Below are 1,675 nucleotides of genomic sequence, written 5' to 3'. Positions count from 1 at the left end.
GATTGATCAGGGCATGTGTTGCTCCTGGTTGTTGTCGTGGAGCGCGCTGCGCTCGCAGTGGCTGTTTCGTTCCGATGGTTGATCGCTGCGCCAGGCGTAGCCGCCGTCAAGGCTGGCCGCAGGCCACCGCCGGAGGCGGCGCGTAGCGGCCTTGACGGCGGCAAGGCTGGCGCGAGGCTTTCTGATCGGAACGTTTCGAGGCGCGCGATTGGCGGCTTGACGTGATGTCCTGGACTGGGCCGTGACGTCGTTATGCGGCAGACACCGCATCAACTTGTATCCGGTCGGGTGTGGTGACCCGGACCCTGATCTTTCATGCACGGGTGAAGGTAAGGCCCAGAAGAGACGGGACCCATCTACGAAAGCGGAATCCGAAGACCCAAGCCCGGGTTCGGTCACGCGTCTGTCCTGGGTCACGTCGGCCGTCATTGGCGCACCGGCGTCCGTTAAAGGCTTGGGCGCATCGCCGCGCCGGTTGGCACGAGGCCGGTTTCCAGATAGCGCCACAGCGCCACCATCAGCTTGCGTGCCAACGCCACGATGGCGATCTTGCGGATGCGGCCCTTGAGGTTACCAACCCGCTCGCGGAACCAGCGGCTCAGTTCGCTGTCGGGCTGATGCCTCAGCCATAGCCAGGCGAGCTCGATCGCGGTCGTTCGCGCGCGATGGTTGCCGGTCTTGCTGATGCCCTGCTGTCGCCGGCTGGCGCCGCTGTCGTAGGGTGTGTCGGTCAGTCCGAAACAACCGCCGACCTGACGCCGGTTCTTGAAGTCGCGGTAGAAGACCTCATTGGCCAGAAGCTGGGCGATCTGCGGGCCAATCGCCTTGAGTTGGGCAAGTTGGACCGCCTTCGCCTCTACCGAGTCCTTGGCCGGTGCTCGATGCGCGGTCGCATTCGCTGCCTCGAGCGCCTTGATCTGCTTGTGCACCAACAGCAAGCGCTCATGCTCGCGACGGATCTCCTCCTTCAGCCGGGGCGGCAGAACGCGTCCATCGCCGGTACGCATCTCGTCCAGACCCGACAAGAAGCCCGGCTTCAAGGGCATGGCATCGCGGATGCCCTGGCCATGCAGCAGCCCCTTGATCCGGTTGCTGTGCCCGGTGCGCTCCTTCAGCAGCCGCTCGCGCTCGCGGGTGCGCCGTTTGCGATCCTCATCCTCAGGCGTGGGAACCCGAACCATGCTGCAAACCCGCGGTTCGCCACGCAGGTAAGCCAGAAACGAGCGCATCAATTGCGTCAAATCGATCCGATCGGTCTTGGCACGCCGTGCCCGCCGGTTCACCTCGATGCTCGACGCATCGATCTCGTAATTGAGTACCTCATTGTCGGCCAGCCAGCGGTGCAGCCAATGACCGTCGAGACCCGCTTCATAGCAAGACAGGATACGAACCGGCTTCCCCGTCTGCTCCGCCTTCGATCGACCCTTGACCAGCAAACCCGACAGCGCCGCCAGGTCGCCTCCATCAATCCGGTAACGGCTCATCTTCTCGGTACCAGGCATCATTATGCCTAGCTGCCATTTCGCCTTGCTCAGTTCGAAAGCAATGTAAACCGTGGCATACTCGCAGCCGGCGGGTGTGTCAGTGGGATCAGTGCGCATCGTTGATCCTCCGGGTGGTTGGGTGGTCGCAAACTCAGCTTACCCCTGACCACCTGCCACCCCATAGGATCTAC

1 protein-coding gene is annotated in these 1,675 nt (G+C 63.1%); it reads right to left on the bottom strand.

Annotation, left to right across the window (positions count from 1 at the left end; genetic code table 11):
* Positions 1–446 precede the first annotated feature (446 nt).
* Complete coding sequence (locus JQ624_RS38275) at positions 447–1,601, bottom strand: IS110 family transposase (RefSeq protein ID WP_212424022.1); 1,155 nt, start codon at positions 1,599–1,601, stop codon at positions 447–449.
* Between the last annotated feature and the right edge of the window lie 74 nt (positions 1,602–1,675).

It is taken from the genome of Bradyrhizobium sp. AUGA SZCCT0283 (assembly GCF_018130385.1).
Lineage (GTDB): Bacteria > Pseudomonadota > Alphaproteobacteria > Rhizobiales > Xanthobacteraceae > Bradyrhizobium.
Note: the sequence above shows the minus strand (reverse complement) of the source record. Positions and strands in the feature narration are given on the sequence as shown.

Excerpts from the sequence above, each read along its gene's own strand:
- JQ624_RS38275 (WP_212424022.1), bottom strand. The coding sequence starts at position 1,601 with ATGCGCACTGATCCCACTGACACACCCGCCGGCTGCGAGTATGCCACG.